Source organism: Streptomyces yamdrokensis, from assembly GCF_053890455.1.
On the sequence record NZ_CM132679.1, the window covers coordinates 2918821 to 2938006 of the forward strand.

Genomic DNA, 19186 nt, shown 5'->3' on the forward strand with positions numbered 1-19186 from the left:
GCCGGAACACGGATGCGGACGCCCCCGCCCCACAAGACGCTCGAACACCCCCGCGCGTTGCCCGCGCACGGAAATCGGCGTGCGCGTTCTCCCACCACGACACCGAGCGCCGGTTACCGGACGTCAGCCACCGGCCGCCGGTCACCGGACGGCGGTCACCGGACGGCGCCCCGAGCGCCGGCCGCCGGGCGTCAGTCGCCGGACCTGATCAGCCGGTCGCGGCCGCTGGTCACCACCGCTGCCTGCGGGCGGATCGGCAGGCGGTTGACCGGGCGGCCGGTGGCCGCGCGGACGGCGGCGGCGATGGCCGCCGGCGAGGTCACCACCGGCACCGCGCTGACCGCCTTCGCGCCGAACGGCGCGACCACGTCCCGCTCCTCGACCAGCCTCACGATCCGGATGTCGGGCGCGTCCAGGGCGGTCGGCAGGGCGTAGCCGGTGAGGTCGGGGTGCCGGACCAGACCACGCGGTGTGCGCAGGTTCTCGGTGAGCGCGGCACCCACGCCCTGGGTGACGCCCGCCTCGATCCGGGCGGCCAGCTGGGCCGGGTTCAGCACCCGCCCCACGTCCTGGGCGACGGCCAGTTCCACGACCCGTACGGAGCCGATCTCGATGTCGACGTCGACCACCGCGCGGATCGCGCAGAACGACATCCCGACGAAGGCGTCGCCCTGGCCGGACTCGTCCAGGGGCTCCGTGGGGTGCGGACGGCACTGGGCGGTGGCCCACAGTTCCTTGCCCACCAGTTCCTCGGCGACGGGCGTCGACAGCACGCCGTCGTACGAGGTGATCCGGCCGTCGCTGATCTGGAGCAGTTCGGCGGACATGCCGAACTTGTGGGCCAGGGGCGCCAGGAGCTGGGTGCGGACCATCTTCGCCGCACGCTCCACCGCACCGCCCGACACCCAGGTGTGCCGGCCGCGGCTGCCCGCGCCCGCCGAGGGCTGGTCGGTGTCCACGGGCGCCACCCGCACCTCGTCGATGCCGAGGACCTCCTGGACGATCTGCCGGGCCAGCGTGGTGAAGCCCTGGCCGGTCTCGACGGCCGCGCACAGCACCGTCGCCACCCCGTCCTGGACCTTCACGGTGGCCGTGGACACCTCGTCCGCGCCCTCGCCGCCGAGCATGTGCACCATGCCCAGGCCGTAGCCCACCCCGCGGCGCACCGCGCCCGGTTCGCCCGCGCCCTCGGGGCCGCCGGGCAGCAGCCACTCGTCCTCGGGGGTGTCCTTGGGCAGCGGCGGCAGCGGGTGGTCCCGCACCGCCTCGAGGAGTTCGGCGACCGGGGCCGGGCAGGTCACGGTCTGGCCGGTGGGCAGGACGTCGCCGGTCGCCATGACGTTGCGCATGCGCAGCTCGGCCGGATCGAGGCCGAGCTTCTTGGCCAGCTTGTCCATCTGCGCCTCGTAGGCGGCGCACACCTGCAGGGCGCCCTCGCCGCGCACATGCCCGGAGGGGGGGTTGTTGGTGCGGACCGCCCAGCCCTCGATGAAGGCGTTCGGGACGACGTAGGGGCCGCAGGCGAAGGCGACGGCGGCGGCCAGCGCGTCCGAGGACGTGTCGGCGTAGGCACCCGCGTCGAGCAGGATCTGCGCCTCGACCTTCACCAGCCGGCCCTCGGCGTCGGCGTGGTGGCGGTAGCGCAGCAGGGTGGGGTGCCGGTGGGCGTGGCCGAGGAAGGACTCCTCGCGCGTGGCGGTGAGTTTGACCGGGCAGCCGGTCTTCAGCGCCAGCAGGCCGAGCGGCAGCCGGAAGCTCTGGTCCTCGCGGTCGGCGGTCGCGCCGGGCACCCCGGTGACGACGATCTTCACGCGCTCGGGGTCCAGGTCGAACGCGGCGGCGGCCTCGTCCCGGTCTCCGTGCGGGTCGGTGGAGGCCAGGTACAGCTCGACGCCTCCGTCCGGGCGGGGGACGGCGAGTCCGGCCTCGGCGCCGATGGGCGCGGGGTCCTGGCGGCCGATGCGGTACAGGCCGTCGACGACCAGCTCACCGGCCGCGTCCGGGTCGCCGTGGCGCAGCGGGATGTGGCGGATCAGGTTGCCGTCGGGGTGCAGCGGTTCGGCCTCGAAGGCCTGTTCGGGATCGATCACCGGGTCGAGCACCTCGTACTCGACTATGACGGCGGCGGCGGCCATCCGCGCGGTGTCCGGGTGGTCGGCGGCGACGGCGGCGATGGCCTCGCCGTGGTGGCGTACGACGTCGGAGGCGAAGACCGGGCGGTCGGCCCGGCCCCGCTCGTACACCGGGGTGCCGGGGACGTCCTCGTGGGTGACGACGGCGTGCACGCCGGGCATCTCGCGCGCGTGGGTGGTGTCGATGGACGTGATCCGCGCGTGCGGGTGCGGGGAGCGCAGCACGGCCGCCCACAGCAGGCCCTCGGCCCACAGGTCGGCGGCGTACGGGAAGGTGCCCTCGGTCTTGGCGCGGGTGTCGGCGGCCGGCAGGGAGACACCGAGCCCGCGCGGGGGCCCTTCCGTCCCGGCGGTGTCCTCCGTGGTCCGTGCGGCCTGCACGGTGGTGGCCTCGTTGCTCATGCCTGGCCTCCGTCCCGGCCGTGGGGCCGGTCGTGCGGTCCGGGGTCCGTGAAGGCGGCGGGGCCGACGCCGCCGGCGCCCGGTCCTGCCTGGTGCGGGATGCGGAACTCGCCCGTCCCACCGCCAAAGCCGCGGTCCGGGCCCGTGTCCCGGTCCGTGTCCCGGTCCTCGTCCCGGTCGGCCTCGGCGTGCGCGGCGAGTTCCTCGCGTTCGGCGACGACCTCCTGGACGGCGTCCACCACGCCCCGGTAGCCGGAGCAGCGGCACAGGTTGCCGCACAGGGCCTGGCGGGTCTCCAGCGGGGTGGGCGCCGGGTTGCCCTCCAGCAGGTCGTGCACGGTCATCGCCATGCCCGGTACGCAGAAGCCGCACTGGACCGCGCCGCACCGCGCGAGGGCGCGCTGCACGTCCGACGGCCGGCCGTCCTGGGCGAGGCCCTCGACGGTACGGACCTCGCTGCCGGCCGCGGTGACGGCCGGGACCAGGCAGGAGGCGACGAGCCGGCCGTCGACCTGCACGTTGCAGGCCCCGCACTCGCCCTGCGAGCAGCCGTCCTTGGCACCGGCGAGGCCGAGGCGCTCGCGCAGCACGTAGAGCAGCGACTCGCCGATCCAGGCGTCGGTGACGGGCCGGTCGGTGCCGTTGACGCGCAGCACGTAGGAGGCGAGGGGGTGGTCGTCGTGCGCGGCGCCGAGGAGCAGTTCGTGCCCGGGTGACGTGTCGTCGGGTGCGTCGGGGCCCGTGTCCGTGTCGGTGTCGGTGTCGGGGACCGGCGCGGGGGCCCCGGGTTCCGGTCCGGCGTCCCCGTCCGGGGCCGTCCCGGTGTGGTCCCTCGCGCTCTCGGGTGCCGGTGCGGCCGAGGGGGCTCCCGGGCCCTTCTGGGCGTCGTGCGGGTCCTGGGGCCGCTGGGCCTCCCCGGCGGCCTCGTCGGCCTCCGGAGCCCGCCCGTGCCCGTCGGCGGGCCGTGCGGCGCCCTCCGGACCCGGCTGCGGGTGCTCGCGGAGCTCCGGGGCTGACGGTCCGCCGGCCTCCTTCGGGGAGGCCTCGGTGCCGGGCCGCCAGTGGGGCTCCGCGGGGGCCGGCTGCGGCACCCCGGTCGACCGGGGCGGGGCGTCGTGCCCCGGGGCGGGCCACCCGTCGGGCCGCTCCCGGGCGGGGTCGGCGGTGTGCTCCCGGCCGTACGCGGGGGCTCCTTGGCCGTGGTCCGCGTGCCAGTCGGTTTCCGGGCCGCCCTGCTCGCGGCTCTGCTCCCCGTCCTGCTCGCGCTCCTGCTCCCGGCCGGGGGCGGAGTCGGGGTGCTCCGGGTCCACGCCCGGCACTCCGGGCCCCCACGGCTGCCCGATGGCCTGCGTGGCCCAGGGCGCGGAGGCGCCGCCCGGGAGGGTGGAGGGCGGGGTGGCCGGCGGGGTGGCGCCCCACTGCTCGGCCAGCACGGAGGTGGTGAACTCGCCGGACTCGTCCGGGAGGTCGCCGCCGGCGACGGGGATCGACCACTGGCCGGTCACGTCGGAACCCGGCGCCTGCGCCGGGTCGCCGACGCCGGGCGGGTCCTCGAAGTGCCACTGCCCGGAGGCCCCGGAGTCGTGCGTGAACCAGTCCTGGCCGCCGTGCCGGTGCGCCGCCTGCGCCCCGGGGTCCTCCCCCGCCTGCCCGGCCCGCGGGTCGTGCCACTGGGCGCCGTCCACGGGGACCCCCGGCGCTCCGGTGTCCGGCACCGTCCAGCCGCCGGCGACCGCGGGGTCGGTGCCCGCGGTGGTGGCGGTGATGGACGGCGGCACATAGCCGTGGCCGGGTGCGGCGAGCGGGCTCTCCATCGAGTCCAGCAGGGCGTCGATGCCCCCCTCGGGGAGCTTCACGAAGGCGGTGGCGCCGTCGTCGTAGTCGCCCTGCGGCAGCGGGTCCCAGCGGCTGCCGCCGCCCTGGGACGCGCCGGACGTGCCTTCTCCGTGCTGGTCGTCGGTCACGACAGCGCCCTCCCCAGTGCTCGTCGGGCCAGTGCGGCAACGGTGCGCCGCAGGTGCAGTACCGCGGGCGGCAGCGACGTGACGGAGCCGTCCTCGTCGGGTACCGGATCGGGGATGCAGGCCGCGGCGACGTACTCCCCGAACGCCTTCAGCGCCTCCGGCACGAGCGCGCGGTTGTTGTCCCAGTCGATGAGCTGGGCGACCCACTGCTCGGCCTCCAGGGGCCGCAGCGCCATCGGCGCTATGGCGCCCACCGCGCAGCGGACCCCGCGCCGGGCGGGGTCGAGGACCAGGGCGACGGAGGCGGCCGCGCGGCCGGGGCCGGTGCGGCCGGTGGCCTTCAGGAAGACCTGCGGGGCGTGCAGCAGCGGCACGCGCACGTAGCCGATGAGCTCACCGGCGCGCAGCATGTCCATCCCGGCCAGCAGGTGCGACACCGGGATCTCCCGGCGGGTCCCGCCCTGGCCCGCGATGATCAGCGTCGCCTCGAGCGCGGCCAGCACGGGCAGCGCGTCCCCGGTCGGGGCGGCGGAGGCGATGTTGCCGCCCAGGGTGCCCGCGTTGCGGATGTGCGGCGGTCCGGCGGCCCGCGCGGAGGCGGCGAGCGCCGGGATGAGGGCGGCGAAGTCCGGGCGGCCCATACGGGCGTGGGTGAGGCCGGCGCCGAGCAGCGCGTGGCCGTCCTGGTACTGCCAGCCGCGGATCTCGCTGATCCTGCCCAGGCCGACCAGTGCCGTCGGCCTGAGCTGCCCGGAGTTGACGGCGGCCATCAGATCGGTGCCGCCCGCGACGGGCACGGCGGCGGGCACGGCCGTCAGCGCCGCCACGGCCTCGTCCAGCGTCGTGGGCAGCGTCACGGACTGCGCCGCCTGCGGTGCGTGCGTGCTCAAAACCGACTGCCCCTTCCCGCGGCCCCACCTGGTCCCACCTGTTGCAGCCGTACGGTACGACCTGACAGGGCGGACGTGGCAACTCTGGCACATCTTCGCGAGCGCCGAGGACAGGGGTCCACTAGAAGGCGTTCACCCACCTCACAGCCCACTTGGCCCGTTTTCGCACGCGATCGCCCGTGCGCTCGAATGGGAACAGTTCGGTGAACCTTGCACCCTTTTCGTGCAACCTGTCCATAATGGGGCGGGCTTCCACGCGTGGCCGGTTCCGGACGCGGCAAGCGCCACCGGCCCGGTACGCGTTACCGGTTCGGGGGTGTGCCGTCGAGGGGGCGGCCCAGTACTCCGGGGCGCCGCTGCCAGGGCAGCGGACCGGTGGGCGGGCGGTAGGAGACGCCGAGGGCGTCGAGCCGCCGGTAGTGGGCGGTCATCCGGCGCTCGAAGCCGGCGAAGTCCCGCCGCGCGGGGACGGGCAGCGTGCTCCAGGCGACCTCGGCGAGGGCCACGAGCCGGGGGAAGACCTGGTAGTCCACCCGCGCCTGGTCCTCGGTCACCTCGGACCATGCGTTGGCCTGGGTGCCGAGCACCCGCCCGGCCTCCTCGGGCGTCAGGTCCGCCGGTACGGGCTCGAACCGGTAGACGTCCTCCAGGGTGCGCACGTACCCGATCGGCACCGGCTCCTCGGGGTCCGCGTCCTGACGGTGGTCCAGGTACACGTACTGCTCGGGGCACATGACCACGTCGTGTCCCGCGCGGGCGGCGGCGACCCCGCCGGCATAGCCGCGCCAGGAGGACACGGCGGCACCGGGGGGCGGGCCGCCCTGGAGGATCTCGTCCCAGCCGATCAGCCGGCGTCCGCGCGCGGCGAGCCAGCCGGCGAAGTGCCCGATGAACCAGGACTGGAGGGCGTCCTCGTCGGCCAGTGAGAGATCGGCGATCCGTTTCTGCGCGACCTTTGAGGCACGCCACTGGTCCTTCGGACATTCGTCGCCGCCGATGTGGACGAACGACGAGAACGACGGGGACGGCGCATACGCGGCGGGACCCGCGGCGTCGGCGGGGAACAGTTCCAGGACTTCCTCGAGAACCCCTTCGTAGAAGCGCAGGGTGGTGTCGGTGGGGGCGAGTACGTTCGGATTGATTCCCCAGGTGTCCCAGACGGTCAGCGAGGAGGTGTCGACGACATCGGTGTTGCCGAGTTCCGGATACGCGGCGATGGCGGCCTGCGAGTGGCCGGGCACGTCGATTTCGGGAACGACGGCGATATGCCGCTCGGCCGCGTAGGCGACGATCTCCCGGATGTCGTCCCGCGTGTAGTGGCCGCCGTGCGGCGTGTCGTTCCACAGGGGCGAGGCACGGTGGCCGATTTTCGTCCGGGTACGCCAGGAGCCCACCTCCGTCAGCCGCGGGTACCGCTCGATCTCGATGCGCCAGCCCTGGTCGTCCGTCAGGTGGAGGTGCAGGACGTTGAGTTTGTGCGCGGCCATCAGATCGAGGGAACGCAGCACGCCTTCCTTGGGCATGAAGTGCCGGGCGACGTCGAGCATGAGGCCGCGCCAGCGGAAGCGGGGGGCGTCCTCGATCGTGACGTGCGGCACGGCCCAGGTCCGGTCGCGGCCGAGCGGAGCCCTGCGGTACGCGTCGGGGCCGAGGAGCTGCCGCAGCGTCTGGGCACCCCAGAAGACACCGGCCGCGCTGCCACCCTCGATCAGGACGCCGTCCCCGTCGCTGACGAGGCGGTACTCCTCGGGGCCGAGGCCGGGGTCGAGCAGGAGTCCGATACCGTCGCCGTCGGCGTCGTCGATCTCCCGTCCCTCGCGCAACGGCAGGCCGGTGGCCTGCCGGAGCACGGTGCGCAGCCAGTGGCCGACGCCCTCCGCCGCCGTGTCGGCGCAGATCCGTGAATGCGCCGTCAGCCGTACCTCGCCACAACCGGCGACGACGCTGCGGGGTGCGGGAATCAGTTCCGTCAGTGATGTCACGTCAGTCCTTTACCGCGCCGCCCAGTCCGGACACCAGGCGTCGCTGTACGAGTACGAAGAAGACCAGCACCGGAATCGTCATCACCGTGGACGCCGCCATCACGCCGCCCCAGTCGGGATCGTCCGGCTTGTAGAAGACCAGCAGGGCCATCGGGAGTGTCGACTGCGAGATGTCGCTGATGATGAAGGACTTGGCGAACAGGAAGTCGTTCCAGGTGGAGATGAAGGAGAACACGCTGGTGGCCACCAGCCCCGGCAGAACGAGCGGGAAAAGGATCTGCCACAGGAACCGCGCGCGGCTCGCGCCGTCGATGTAGGCGGCCTCCTCCAGCGCGTCGGGAACGGCTTTCACGAACCCCCGCAGCATCCAGATCGCGAACGGCAGCGAGAACGCGATGTGCGGCAGGATCAGCGACCACAGCGTGTTCAGCTGTCCCGCGTCCCGCATGAGGAAGAACAGCGGGATCGTCAGCGCCTCCACGGGCACCATCTGGGCCACCAGAAACATGATCAGCAGGGTGGTCCGCATACGGAACCGGAATCGTGTGACGGCGGTCGCCGCGAGAAAGGCGATCAGCGCGGAGGCGAGCACCACGGCGACCGCGACGACCACGCTGTTGAGGAAGTACCGGCCGAATTCCTCCTGCCCGAACACGCGCCTGAAGGAATCCAGGGTGGGGGTCAGGGTCCACGGCCTCGGCCGGTCCGACTCGATCTCGCCGGCCGGTTTGAAGGCGCTCAGCACCATCCAGTACAGCGGGAAGGCCACCACCACCGCGACCGCCAGCGCGGTCGCCTCGGCCGCCAGCCGCCACGGCCGCCGTACGAACCCGCGCACAGGATTCACCCGGCGCACCCCGTCCTGGCTCACGAGAGTCACAGTTCCTCCCCCTGGCGGCGCAGCAGCCGCAGGTACACCAGCGTGACGGCGAGCAGGATCAGCAGCATCACCACGCCGATCGCGGCGCCGAGGCTGTACTGCGAGGACGCGAACGCCTTCTGGTACGCGTAGACGTTGAGGACCAGGTTCTGGCCGGCGATGCCGCCCCCGCCGGTCATGACGTAGATCTGGGTGAAGACCTTGAAGTCCCAGATCACCGACTGGATGGTGACGACGACCAGGATCGGCCGGAGCATCGGGGCGAGCACCGAGCGCCAGACACGCCACTGCGAGGCACCGTCCAGGGCGGCGGCCTCCAGCACCTCGGCGGGCACGGCGCGGATGCCGGCGTAGACGGTGACCATCACGAACGGGAAGGAGCACCAGACGACTTCGAGCAGGACGAGGAAGAAGGCGCTGTACCTCCCGTACGTCCAGGAATGGTCACCGAGGCCCAGTACCCGGTTCACCGGGCCGAAGTCGGCGTCGAAGAGGAGCAGCCACACCGTGGAGCCGGTGACGGCCGGGGTCGCCCAGGCGCCGAGCGCGGCCAGCATCAGCGCGAGCCGCGGCACGGCGCGTACCCGGGTGAGGAGCACGGCGAGCGCGCAGCCCACGGCCAGGGTGGAGACCACGCAGGCCGCCGCGAACAGGACGGTGGTGAGCAGCACCCGCCAGAACTGCTCGTCGGCGAGGAGTTCGCCGTAGTTGCCCAGGCCCTGGAAGGTGGTCGGTTCGCCGCCGCTGACCTGGGCCTGGGTGTAGTGGAAGAGCGAGATCAGGCCGAGTTGGTAGACGGGGTAGGCGAGCAGCCCGCCGAGGACGACGAGGGCGGGGGCGAGATAGAGCCAGGGGGTGAGGCCGGGCCTGCGGCCCCGGCCCCCGCCTTCGGGGCGTCGCGGCGTGTGGGGTGCGGTGGCCGTGCGGAGCGCGGGACGCCTGCGCACGGCCACCGTGTTCTGTGCGGCCACAGGGTCAGCCCACCGAGCCGAACGCCTCGTTCATCTTCTTCTCCGCGCTCCCGGCGGCGGCTTCCACGTCCTTCTTGCCGCTGACGACCTCCTGGAACATGGTCGGCAGTACCAGCGAGGCGTCGATCTGCGCCCAGGCGGGCGAGGCCGGCACGAACCTGGTGTCGGCGGCGAGGGTCTCCACGAACGGCTTCAGGAACGGTTCCTCGGCGGCCGCCTGCTGGCGCACGTCCGAGAAGGTCGGCAGGAAGCCCATCGCGTCGAACAGTTCGCCCTGCGCCTTCTTCGAGGCGAGCCGCTGCATCAGGTCGACGGCGAGGGTGCGGTGCGAGGTCGACTTCAGGACACCGAGGTTGTTCCCGCCCGCGAAGGCGGGGGCGACGGACCCGGGCTCCACGCCCGGCAGCGGAACGACGGCGTACTTGCCCTTCACCGTTCCGGCCTCGATCGCCGCGTGGCTGAAGTCGCCGCCGATCGCCATGGCGGCCTTGCCCGAGGCGAAGGCGGTCACCGTGTCGTTGCCGCCCATGCCGGCGCACTTGGCGGCCGGGCAGTTGTCGTCGCCGAAGAGGGAGGTGTACGCCTCGATGCCCTTGCGGGCGGCGGGGGTGTCGATCGCGGAGGCGTACGAGCCGCCCTTGCCGGTGGCGAGTTCGCCGCCGTGGGCCCAGATGAAGGGCATCGCGCCGTAGGTGTAGGCGCCGCCGACGGCGATGCCGTACAGGTCCGGCTTCGCGGCGCGGATCTCCTGCGCGGTGGAGATCAGTTCGGCCTGCGAGGCGGGGGGTTCGAGGCCGAGTTCGTCGAAGACGTCGGTGCGGTAGTAGAGGGCGCGTACGCCCACGAAGTACGGCGCCCCGTAGACCCTGCCGTCGACGGTGACCGACTGCCGGGCGGTCGGGTCGGTGTCCTTGGCCTCGTCCCAGGCGCCGAACTCCTCGGTGATGTCCGCGAGTCCGCCGTCCTTCACGTAGCCGGCGGTGTCCGTGTTGCCGTACTCGACGAGGTCGGGCGCGGACTTCGGGTCGTTGAAGGCGGCCTTGATGCGCTCGGCGCGGGTCTCGACCGGGATGTACTCCACGGTGACCTCGGTGCCGTCGTGCGCCTTCTCGAATCCGGCGACGACGGAGTCGACGACCTTTTCCTTGGGTGCGTTGTTCACCTCCTGGAAGAGCCAGACGCGCAGGGTCCCGGTCTTCTCGTCCTTGTCGGAGGAGGAATCCCCGGAAGTCTGGGGCGCGCAGGCGGCGGTGGCGATGACGGCCGCGAGGGCGACCAGGCGGACGGACAGCTTCATGAACTGTTTCCTCCGATGAAGTGTTGCAACATGCGCAACGCTGGTTTCGCTGTGCACAACAACACCGGAGGCTAGGGACTAGGTGAACGAGCCCACAAGAGGTCTCAACCACTCTGTGACCGGCTGACGCACTCCGCGCAACGCGCGGGCAGCACAAAGGCCCCCAGGGCGCGCAAAACGCACCCGGGGGCCGGAGCCCGGCGCGGCTACTTGTCGCCCTTGCCCTTGCCGCCCTTGCCCTTGTCGTCGTCGCCGCCGCTCATGGACTCGTAGATCTCCTTGCACATGGGGCAGACGGGGTACTTCTTCGGGTCGCGGCCGGGCACCCACACCTTGCCGCACAGCGCGACGACGGGCGTGCCGTCGAGAGCGCTCGCCATGATCTTGTCCTTCTGGACGTAGTGGGCGTAGCGCTCGTGGTCGCCGTCACCGTGGGAGGTCTGCGGCGTCGGCTCTACGAGGGTCCCCGTACCAGTCCCGCGCTCGGGCTCAAGAGTGCTCATGAAACAAGGGTACTGAAGCTCACCCGCATCAGTTGAGCGAAGGGTCGTCCGGGTAGGTGGCCACCATCGCCAGCTCACCCCGCTGGCGGCGCAGCACCTCGCGCCAGAGCCGCTCGGGCGCCGGGGACGAGATGTCACCGGGCTCCGACTCGACGACGTACCAGGCGCCTTCCGCCAGTTCGTCCTCCAGCTGGCCGGGACCCCAGCCCGCGTATCCGGCGAAGATGCGCAGCGAGCCGAGGGCGGCGGCGAGCAGCTCCGGCGGCGCCTCCAGGTCGACCAGTCCGATCGCGCCGTACACCTGGCGCCAGCCCAGCGGCGCGGCCGTGGCGCCCGTCCCGGTCCCGCCGGGGACGACGGCGACACCGAGGGCCGAGTCCAGCGACACCGGGCCTCCCTGGAAGACGACCCCGGGCTCGCCGGCCAGGTCCGCCCAGCCCTCCAGGATGTCGCCCACACCCACCGGGGTCGGGCGGTTGAGCACGACACCGAGGGACCCCTCCTCGTCGTGGTCGAGGAGGAGCACGACCGCGCGGTCGAAGTTCGGGTCCGCCAGAGCGGGCGTGGCCACGAGCAGCCGCCCTGTGAGCGAGGACACCTCGGTCATGCCAGACATGATCCCGCATCTTCCCCTTCCGTGGGGAGGCAATCGGAGTACGGGAGTGGTCGCGGCCGTCCGGCGCGGGAGCGGCCTGGTGAGACGCCCGCCGAAGCCCGGCGGGCGCACGGGGGCGCCCCCCGGCGCACGGTGACGCCGGTGACCCCGGGTGGCCGGACGGGGACTGCCCGTGTTGTGGTGGTCCGGGGCCCCGGCCGGCCCGCGCACGGGCTGGTCGAACGGGCGTGGGGGGCGACTACCCTTGCCCTTCTGGCCCCTGACCCCCTCCACGGAACGCGAGATTCATGACCGTCAACGACGCTGAAGACGTACTGCTTGTCCACGGCGGAACCCCGCTGGAGGGGGAGATCCGTGTCCGCGGTGCGAAGAACCTCGTACCGAAGGCCATGGTCGCCGCCCTGCTGGGCAGCGAGCCGAGCCGGCTGGGCAACGTTCCGGACATCCGCGACGTCCGCGTCGTCCGGGGGCTGCTCCAGTTGCACGGGGTGACGGTCCGTCCCGGCGACGAGCCCGGTGAACTGGTGCTCGACCCCACGCGGGTGGAGAGCGCCAACGTCGCCGACATCGATGCCCACGCGGGTTCGTCCCGCATCCCGATCCTGTTCTGCGGTCCGCTGCTGCACCGGCTCGGGCACGCGTTCATCCCGGGCCTGGGCGGCTGCGACATCGGCGGCCGGCCGATCGACTTCCACTTCGACGTGCTGCGCCAGTTCGGCGCGACGATCGAGAAGCGGGCGGACGGCCAGTACCTGGAGGCCCCGCAGCGGCTGCGCGGCACGAAGATCGAGCTGCCGTACCCGTCCGTCGGCACGACGGAGCAGGTGCTGCTGACGGCGGTCCTCGCGGAGGGCGTCACCGAGCTGTCCAACGCGGCGGTGGAGCCGGAGATCGAGGACCTGATCTGCGTCCTGCAGAAAATGGGCGCGATCATCGCGATGGACACCGACCGGACCATCCGCGTCACCGGTGTGGACAAGCTCGGCGGCTACAACCACCGTGCTCTTCCCGACCGTCTGGAGGCGGCCTCCTGGGCGTCCGCGGCGCTGGCCACCGAGGGGAACATCTACGTCCGCGGCGCCCAGCAGCGCTCGATGATGACGTTCCTGAACACCTACCGGAAGGTCGGCGGCGCCTTCGAGATCGACGACCACGGCATCCGGTTCTGGCATCCGGGCGGCCGGCTCAAGTCGATCGCGCTGGAGACGGACGTCCACCCGGGCTTCCAGACCGACTGGCAGCAGCCGCTGGTCGTCGCCCTGACCCAGGCGACGGGCCTGTCGATCGTCCACGAGACGGTCTACGAGTCCCGGCTCGGCTTCACCTCGGCACTCAACCAGATGGGTGCGCACATCCAGCTCTACCGCGAGTGCCTGGGCGGCTCCCACTGCCGCTTCGGCCAGCGCAACTTCCTCCACTCGGCCGTCGTCTCGGGCCCGACCCGGCTCCAGGGCGCCGACCTGGTCATCCCCGACCTGCGCGGCGGCTTCTCCTACCTGATCGCCGCCCTCGCCGCCCAGGGCACGTCCCGCGTCCACGGCATCGGCCTGATCAACCGCGGCTACGAGAACTTCATGGACAAGCTGGGGGAGCTGGGGGCGAAGGTCGAGCTGCCCGGCAAGGCGCTGGGCTGAGCCCGGCTCGCCGGCGGCACCGGTACCGGCACCACCCACCCGGCCGGGGGTCCGGGGGTGGTTCCCCGGGCGGACACGGCATGGACGAGCCGGAGGAGCCGGGGGCGAAGGCCGAGCCGCCCGGCGAGGCGCCCGGCTGACCGGAATCGGTCTTGCCAAAGGGGCGGCCACCCGATCGGGTGGCCGCCCCTTTGGCGTCGCTGTGCGTCGTACGCCGTCCCGGGACGTACGAACGGCTGGGTTACTTGCCCTTGGCGGCTTCCTTGAGCTTCGAGCCCGCGGAGACCTTCACGCTGTAGCCGGCCGGAATCTGGATCGGCTCACCGGTCTGCGGGTTGCGGGCGGTGCGAGCGGCACGGTGGGTGCGCTCGAAGGTCAGGAAACCGGGGATGGTGACCTTCTCGTCCCCCTTGGAGACGATGTCGCCGACGATGTCGGCGAACGCGGCCAGCACGGCGTCGGCGTCCTTGCGGGTCACCTCGGCGCGGTCGGCCAGCGCGGCCACCAGCTCACTGCGGTTCATGTTGTTACTCCCGTGTTCTTCTTGCCGTTGAGGCGTGCCACGCGGCGGGGCCGCACTTGGGGCACGACCAAGCCGATGCTGCCAGGGTCCTCGGTGAGTCCCCCGGACCCGGGTACTTACTCGGGCCCGCACGCCCCTGGAGGTGCTGCCCCCTGAACGTGGTCCTGGTGGAGCATCCTGCCTCTACCTGCGGCGGTAAAGCCAATCCGGCACTCGCAGGAGCCGGGATACCACCCAGGAGTCACCCGTGGGAGTCACCCGGGAGGCGCCCACGGCCCGACGACGGTAACGCTGCGTCCACCGCCGGCAGCGGACTGCGGAGGCCGGGGGTCCGAGTCACGGCCGCCACCATAAAGGGCGGCCGTATGTCACGGGTTCCACGACGCGCCGTTCGCACACCTACCGTGGTGATGGTCACAGCCGCGGCAGGGGTCCTAGGCGAGGGGGGCGGGGGCCTCCGTGCTCTTCGCGGCCTCCCGGACCGCACCGGCGACCGCGCCCGCGACCTTGTCGTTGAACACGCTGGGGATGATGTAGTTCGGGTTCAGCTCGTCCTCGGTGACCACGTCGGCCAGGGCCTTGGCGGCGGCGAGCATCATGCCGGTGTTGACGGTGCGCGACTGGGCGTCCAGCAGGCCGCGGAAGACACCCGGGAAGACCAGCACGTTGTTGATCTGGTTCGGGAAGTCGGAGCGGCCGGTGGCGACCACGGCCGCGGTCCGGCGGGCGATGCCCGGGTCCACCTCGGGGTCGGGGTTCGCGAGCGCGAAGACGATCGCACCGTCGGCCATCGCGGCGACGTCGTCGCCGTCGAGGACGTTCGGGGCCGAGACGCCGATGAAGACGTCCGCGCCGCGCACGGCCTCCTTCAGCGTGCCGGTCAGGTTCTCCGGGTTGGTGTTGTCGCCGATCCAGCACAGCGGGGAGTCGGCGGGGGCGTCCACCAGGTCCGCGCGACCCGCGTGCACCACGCCGTGGATGTCGGCCACGACGGCGTTCTTCACACCGGCCGCGATGAGCAGCTTGAGGATGGCCGTGCCGGCCGCGCCGGCGCCGGACATGACGACCCTGATGTTCTCTATCGCCTTGCCGGTGACCCGCAGCGCGTTGGTCAGGGCCGCGAGGACGACGATCGCGGTGCCGTGCTGGTCGTCGTGGAAGACGGGGATGTCGAGGGCCTCTCGCAGCCGGGCCTCGATCTCGAAGCAGCGCGGCGCGGAGATGTCCTCCAGGTTGATGCCGGCGAAGCCCGGGGCGATCGCCTTGACGATCTCGACGATCGCGTCGGTGTCCTGCGTGTCGAGGCACAGCGGCCAGGCGTCGATCCCGGCGAACCGCTTGAACAGGGCGGCCTTGCCCTCCATCACCGGCAGGGCGGCCTTCGGGCCGATGTTGCCCAGGCCCAGCACGGCGGAGCCGTCCGTCACGACCGCAACGGAGTTGCGCTTGATGGTGAGGCGGCGGGCGTCCTCGGGGTTCTCGGCGATGGCCATGCAGACGCGGGCCACACCCGGCGTGTAGATCATGGAGAGGTCGTCACGGTTGCGGATGGGATGCTTGGACTGCATCTCGATCTTGCCGCCGAGGTGCATCAGGAACGTACGGTCCGAGACCTTGCCCAGGCTGACGCCCTCGACGCCGCGGAGCTTCTCCACGATCTCGTCGGCGTGGGAGGTGGAGCTGGCCGCGATGGTGACGTCGATACGGAGTTTCTCGTGGCCGGACGCGGTGACGTCGAGGCCGGTGACCGTGCCGCCGGAGGATTCCACGGCGGTGGTGAGCTGAGAGACGGAGGCTCCGCTCGCCGGCACCTCCAGCCGGATGGTCATCGAGTAGGAGACGCTGGGCGCCGTTGCCATGGCCGACTTCCTCTGCTTTCACCGTGTAGCTGCTTTGTGCCGTCCGATCGTCGCACCTACCGCCGAGTACGTGGTAGCCGCATCCGATTGCGAACGTTTTGGTCGCACGGAAAACGGGTAGCCGCGAAATTTCCCGGAAGGACTGTTCCACCATACGAGAAATCAAGGACCGCTCGTAGGCCCCGCATGTCCCGCAGGCCAACGCGAGGGGCCCATGTCACCCGGAAGTGACATGGGCCCCTCGCTTGTTCAGTGACACCGGCCCGCCATGCTCGCCTCGCGGCAAGTGGTCGCTCGTAGCGACGAAGGTTGGGCCCGGGGGCTTGGATCGGGCCGGTGTCACTTGCCAGGCTAACAAACGGACGCCGCAGAACCATTCCCGCGGCCGGATCAATCCCGCAGCAGGTCCGGGACGCCCGCCGCGTCCGGTGCGTCGCGTTCGGCCGAGACGACGGTGAGCTGCTGGGTGGCGCGGGTCAGCGCGACGTACAGGACGCGCAGGCCGGCCGGGGACTCGTCGGCGATCTCGGCCGGGGAGACGACGATCGTCGCGTCGTACTCCAGGCCCTTCGCCTCCAGGCTGCCGAGGGCGACGGCCCGGTCGCCGAGCCCGTCCAGCCAGCGCCGTGCCTCCTCACGGCGCTGCATGGCGACGACCACACCGACCGTCCCGTCGACCCGCTCCAGCAGCCGGGCCGTCTCCGCCCGCACGGTCTCGGCCAGGGCCGAACCGGGCCCGGACGGGCCGGCGGTCACGAAGCGGGGTTCGACGCCGGTGGAGCGCACCGCCCGCGGCGAGGTGGACCCGGGCATGGCGAGCGCGAGCACCCTGGCGGCGAGGTCGGCGATCTCGGCCGGGTTGCGGTAGTTCACGGTGAGCTCGAAGCGGCGGCGGGGCCTGCTGCCGAGGGCCTCGTCGCGGGCCCGGGCGGCCTCGTCGGGGTCGGACCAGGACGACTGGGCGGGGTCGCCGACGACCGTCCAGGTGGCCTGCCGGCCGCGCCGGCCGACCATGCGCCACTGCATGGGAGTGAGGTCCTGGGCCTCGTCGACGATGACGTGGGCGTACTCGGTGCGTTCCTGGGCGAGGCGTTCGGCCCGCTCGCGCTGCGACTCCTCGCGCGCCGGCATCAGTTCCTCGAGACCGGTGAGCTGGTCCAGCGGGTCCAGCTCGCGCCTGCGCCGGGGGCGGGCGGGGGTACCGAGGACCGCCTGGAGTTCGTCGAGCAGCGCCACGTCGTGGACCGAGCGGCCGTCCCGCCTGAGCGAGCGGGCCACCTTGCGGACCTCGCCCTGGTTGAGGACGCGCCGGGCCCAGCGGCCGAGGCGGCGCTCGTCGGCCATGGCGTCCAGCACGGCGGCCGGGGTCAGTTCGGGCCACCACGCGTCGAAGAAGGCGAGGAAGGCGTCCTCGGTGGTGATGTCGTCGTCGAAGGAGGAACGCAGTTCGGCGGCCAGTTCCGGGTCGGCGTACCGGCCGCCCGCGCCGGAGCGCTCCCACAGGGCGTCGAGCAGCAGCTTGCGGGCACGGGGACGCAGCAGGTTCACCGGGGCGGTGCCGCCCAGGGCGGTGTGGCGGACCGCCGCCAGCTCGTCGGCGTCCAGTTCGAGCCGCCGGCCGAAGGCGACGACGCGCAGCCGGGTCGGCGTGCCGCCGTTCTCCAGGGCGCCGCGCGCGGCCTTGCGGATCACCCCGAGCATGCGGGAGGAGCCCTTGGCGCGCGCCACCGCCGGGGCGTCGTACAGGGTGGCCTCGGCGCCGTCGACCAGGGAGCCGATGGCACGGATGGCGACCTGGCCCTCCTCACCGAGGGAGGGCAGGACGCCCTCGGTGTAGGCGACCAGGAGCGGTGTGGGCGAGACGATCAGGATGCCGCCCGCGTACCGGCGCCGGTCCTGGTAGAGCAGGTAGGCCGCGCGGTGCAGGGCGACGGCGGTCTTGCCGGTGCCGGGGCCGCCCTCGACGTAGGTCACGGAGGCGGCGGGGGCGCGGATCACCAGGTCCTGCTCGGCCTGGATGGAGGCGACGATGTCCCGCATGCTGTGCGTCCGGGCCTGGCCCAGCGCGGCCATCAGGGCGCCGTCGCCGATGACGGGCAGCCCGTGGCCGTCCAGGGAGGCCGTCAGCTCGGGGCGCATCAGGTCGTCCTCGACCCCCAGGACCCGGCGGCCCTTGGAGCGGATGACGCGCCGGCGCACCACCCGGCCCGGGTCGACCGGGGTGGACCGGTAGAACGGGGCGGCGGCGGGCGCCCGCCAGTCGATGACCAGCGGGGTGTAGTCCTCGTCGAGGACGCCGATGCGGCCGATGTGCAGCGTCTCGGCGATGTCGGCGGTGTTGTCGGGGCGGACGGCGCCCTCGGCGGGCTCGACGGCGGTGTAGGCGCCGTCGGGTCCCTTCTTGCCGTCCTTGCCGAGGAGCAGGTCGATCCGGCCGAAGAGGAAGTCCTCGAACTCGTTGTTCAGCCGGTTGAGGTGGACGCCCGCCCTGAAGACCTGGGCGTCCCGTTCGGCGAGCGCGCCGGGCGTGCCGACCTGGCCGCGCCGGGCGGCGTCGTGCATGAGGAACTCGGCCTCGTGGATCTTCTCCTCGAGCCTTCGGTACACCCGGTCGAGGTGTTCCTGTTCGACACTGATCTCCCGGTCGCGAGTGGATTCGTGAACCGGATCGACCGCGGTTTCCTGCTGAGCCTGAGCGGCCACCGGGCCCCCTTCTGACGTGCTGGGCAGCCGTCAACCGTACGCGAAGGGGGCCCGTCAGGCTATGCGTCGACCTCGACGAGCTTCTCGCCCTCGAAGGTCACGATCTCGAAGCTGTCGATCTCGTCGGGGTTCAGCGAGGCGCCGCCCTGGACGTGGAGCGGCTGCTTGGCCTTGTCCGTCTTGGCGTCCGGCAGGCCGTAGCCCCACTCCGGGACGGTCCAGGAGGTCGCGGTCTCCCGCTCGCCGTTCTTTGCGACGACGACCAGGGCGCACTTCTCGGGGCCCTTGACGTTGGTGATCCGCGCGGCGAGACCGGTGCCCCAGTCCTTCTCCTGGAACGCCACGGTCACGGAGACCCCGGTGCCCGGGTCGGTGGCCGTGAGCTTGTCGGGGGTCCGCTCGAAGATGTCCTTCGCCGGGTCGGCGGAGAGCGTCTGGTTGGTGCCGCCGCCCCCGCTGCCGCTGTCACCCCCGCCGTTCGCCGCGACGGCGACGAAGGGGCCGCTGACGATCAGGGCGCCCGCGGCGGCGACCATGTAGAAGTTGCGGCGGCGCTTCTTGGCGCGTCGCTCGGCGACCTCGTCGACCAGCTTCTCCACCACGCGTGGCGCCGGCTTGGCCGACAGCGACTCGCCGAGCGAGGGCGTGCCGGTGCCGGGCAGGTCCGCGAGGGCGGCCAGCATCGGTTCCATGCCGGCGAGTTCGTCGAGCTGCTGGGCGCACCACTCGCAGCCGGCGAGGTGCGACTCGAACGCGGTCGCCTCGGCATCGTCGAGGATGCCGAGAGCATAGGCACCGACGGTCTCGTGCTCGTTCGGCACCGGTGATCC

The 19186-nt window shown here is 72.4% G+C and carries 14 protein-coding genes; 1 reads left to right on the forward strand and 13 read right to left on the reverse strand.

Going from position 1 to position 19186, the window contains the following annotated elements; all coding sequences use genetic code 11:
* Window positions 1-191: 191 nt before the first annotated feature.
* The 9 genes from ACWZEH_RS12575 to ACWZEH_RS12615 all read right to left on the reverse strand — a co-directional run bounded on the left by ACWZEH_RS12575 (window position 192) and on the right by ACWZEH_RS12615 (window position 11628).
* Window positions 192-2534 carry a xanthine dehydrogenase family protein molybdopterin-binding subunit gene (locus tag ACWZEH_RS12575; protein WP_456198156.1) on the reverse strand — a complete coding sequence of 781 codons (2343 nt, stop codon included), beginning with the start codon at window positions 2532-2534 and terminating at the stop codon, window positions 192-194.
* On the reverse strand, window positions 2531-4498 hold the full coding sequence (locus tag ACWZEH_RS12580; protein WP_456198157.1) for a (2Fe-2S)-binding protein: 1968 nt from the start codon (window positions 4496-4498) through the stop codon (window positions 2531-2533). The genes ACWZEH_RS12575 and ACWZEH_RS12580 overlap by 4 nt, the downstream gene beginning before the upstream one ends.
* Window positions 4495-5388, reverse strand: a complete 894-nt coding sequence (locus ACWZEH_RS12585) for an FAD binding domain-containing protein (protein ID WP_456198158.1) — start codon at window positions 5386-5388, stop codon at window positions 4495-4497. The genes ACWZEH_RS12580 and ACWZEH_RS12585 overlap by 4 nt, the downstream gene beginning before the upstream one ends.
* Window positions 5389-5690: 302 nt before the next feature.
* Entirely contained in the window at window positions 5691-7361 is a 1671-nt protein-coding gene (locus ACWZEH_RS12590; RefSeq protein WP_456199574.1) for a beta-N-acetylhexosaminidase, read from the reverse strand.
* Window positions 7362-7371: 10 nt separating this feature from the next.
* Window positions 7372-8217 (reverse strand): carbohydrate ABC transporter permease, encoded by an 846-nt coding sequence (locus ACWZEH_RS12595; protein WP_456199576.1) that lies wholly within the window; start codon window positions 8215-8217, stop codon window positions 7372-7374.
* A 29-nt stretch (window positions 8218-8246) separates the two neighbouring features.
* Window positions 8247-9221 (reverse strand): carbohydrate ABC transporter permease, encoded by a 975-nt coding sequence (locus tag ACWZEH_RS12600; RefSeq protein WP_456198159.1) that lies wholly within the window; start codon window positions 9219-9221, stop codon window positions 8247-8249.
* A gap of 4 nt (window positions 9222-9225) precedes the next feature.
* Window positions 9226-10518: an extracellular solute-binding protein gene (locus ACWZEH_RS12605; RefSeq protein WP_456198160.1), complete on the reverse strand. Its 1293-nt coding sequence runs from the start codon at window positions 10516-10518 to the stop codon at window positions 9226-9228.
* A gap of 206 nt (window positions 10519-10724) precedes the next feature.
* On the reverse strand, window positions 10725-11021 hold the full coding sequence (locus tag ACWZEH_RS12610) for a DUF3039 domain-containing protein (protein ID WP_266076086.1): 297 nt from the start codon (window positions 11019-11021) through the stop codon (window positions 10725-10727).
* 28 nt (window positions 11022-11049) lie between these two features.
* The gene (locus ACWZEH_RS12615) at window positions 11050-11628 is read right to left on the reverse strand and encodes a YqgE/AlgH family protein (RefSeq protein ID WP_456199578.1); all 579 of its coding nucleotides are present in this window, start codon (window positions 11626-11628) and stop codon (window positions 11050-11052) included.
* A 296-nt stretch (window positions 11629-11924) separates the two neighbouring features.
* Here ACWZEH_RS12615 and murA point away from each other — a divergent pair, with 296 nt between their 5' ends.
* Window positions 11925-13271, forward strand: coding sequence for a UDP-N-acetylglucosamine 1-carboxyvinyltransferase (gene murA, locus ACWZEH_RS12620; protein ID WP_456198161.1), 1347 nt, complete (start codon window positions 11925-11927; stop codon window positions 13269-13271).
* A 241-nt stretch (window positions 13272-13512) separates the two neighbouring features.
* On the opposite strand, the gene ACWZEH_RS12625 is transcribed toward murA, so the two are convergent.
* The 4 genes from ACWZEH_RS12625 to ACWZEH_RS12640 form a co-directional block, all read right to left on the reverse strand.
* Window positions 13513-13794, reverse strand: coding sequence for an HU family DNA-binding protein (locus tag ACWZEH_RS12625; RefSeq protein ID WP_042173245.1), 282 nt, complete (start codon window positions 13792-13794; stop codon window positions 13513-13515).
* 434 nt (window positions 13795-14228) lie between these two features.
* Complete coding sequence (locus ACWZEH_RS12630) at window positions 14229-15653, reverse strand: NAD-dependent malic enzyme (RefSeq protein ID WP_456198162.1); 1425 nt, start codon at window positions 15651-15653, stop codon at window positions 14229-14231.
* A gap of 390 nt (window positions 15654-16043) precedes the next feature.
* Entirely contained in the window at window positions 16044-18356 is a 2313-nt protein-coding gene (locus tag ACWZEH_RS12635) for a HelD family protein (protein ID WP_456198163.1), read from the reverse strand.
* A gap of 59 nt (window positions 18357-18415) precedes the next feature.
* Window positions 18416-19177, reverse strand: coding sequence for an anti-sigma factor (locus ACWZEH_RS12640; RefSeq protein ID WP_456198164.1), 762 nt, complete (start codon window positions 19175-19177; stop codon window positions 18416-18418).
* Between the last annotated feature and the right edge of the window lie 9 nt (window positions 19178-19186).

Excerpts from the sequence above, each read along its gene's own strand:
- ACWZEH_RS12575 (WP_456198156.1), bottom strand. The coding sequence starts at position 2,534 with ATGAGCAACGAGGCCACCACCGTGCAGGCCGCACGGACCACGGAGGAC.
- ACWZEH_RS12605 (WP_456198160.1), bottom strand. The coding sequence starts at position 10,518 with ATGAAGCTGTCCGTCCGCCTGGTCGCCCTCGCGGCCGTCATCGCCACC.
- ACWZEH_RS12610 (WP_266076086.1), bottom strand. The coding sequence starts at position 11,021 with ATGAGCACTCTTGAGCCCGAGCGCGGGACTGGTACGGGGACCCTCGTA.
- ACWZEH_RS12615 (WP_456199578.1), bottom strand. The coding sequence starts at position 11,628 with ATGACCGAGGTGTCCTCGCTCACAGGGCGGCTGCTCGTGGCCACGCCC.
- murA (WP_456198161.1), top strand. The coding sequence starts at position 11,925 with ATGACCGTCAACGACGCTGAAGACGTACTGCTTGTCCACGGCGGAACC.
- ACWZEH_RS12625 (WP_042173245.1), bottom strand. The coding sequence starts at position 13,794 with ATGAACCGCAGTGAGCTGGTGGCCGCGCTGGCCGACCGCGCCGAGGTG.
- ACWZEH_RS12630 (WP_456198162.1), bottom strand. The coding sequence starts at position 15,653 with ATGGCAACGGCGCCCAGCGTCTCCTACTCGATGACCATCCGGCTGGAG.